The organism is Rheinheimera soli, assembly GCF_021290985.1.
Lineage (GTDB): Bacteria > Pseudomonadota > Gammaproteobacteria > Enterobacterales > Alteromonadaceae > Pararheinheimera > Pararheinheimera soli.
The window spans coordinates 1-770 of the sequence record NZ_JAJOYU010000094.1; the positions used below are offsets into that span (position 1 = coordinate 1).

General features: G+C 46.6%; 1 pseudogene. It reads left to right on the top strand.

The features are described 5' to 3' along the window. Nucleotides 1-770, top strand: a pseudogene (locus LSG37_RS21140) (RHS repeat-associated core domain-containing protein); the annotation flags it as partial.

Sequence of the window (770 nt, forward strand, 5' to 3'; positions counted from 1 at the left end):
GGCAACAGGGTGAATTACAGTTATGCGGTGAATGGTGATTTAGCCTCCATGACAGTGACTATCAACGGTGTCAGCCGGTCAGTGCTGACAGGCATCAAACAATTTCCGGGCGGGCCAGTGGATGAATGGACTTATGGCAATGGCTTAAAGCGTACTTTGAGTTACGACCAGAGTTACCGCTTAACAGGTATCAGCACGCCTGGCGTACAAAGCCTTGGGTTTAGTTACAACCTGGACAATACCATTAGCTCAATCACTCACGGCATCACCAGTAGTTATAGCCAGAACTTCAGCTACGATGCGTTAAAACGTTTAACAGGCATCACCAGCAGCGGTTTGGGTAATCATAGTTTTGGTTATGATGCGTTGGGTAACAGAACCAGCCGCAGTGGAGCTGTGAATGAGAGCTACGCTATAGCACCCAATTCAAACCGTTTATCTTCAGTAACCAAAGGTGGTGTAACCCGGGTGTTTGATTATGACGCCAACGGTAATGTGAAAACTGAAAAACGTTTTGATGGCAGTGTTATCAGCTACAGCTACAACAACGATAACCGAATGGCGAGCGCAGGTTCTGCCCAGTACAGATACAATGCATTGGGCCAGCGGGTCTATAAAAAAGTAGGCAGTGTTGAAACAAGGTTTATTTACAGCCCGGATGGACAGCTGTTAGCCGAAGGCACCACCAAACAGTACATTTATTTTAATGGCCAGGTGGTGGGTTATATTCTGAACAACCAGCTGTATTATGTGCACAACGACCATTTGGG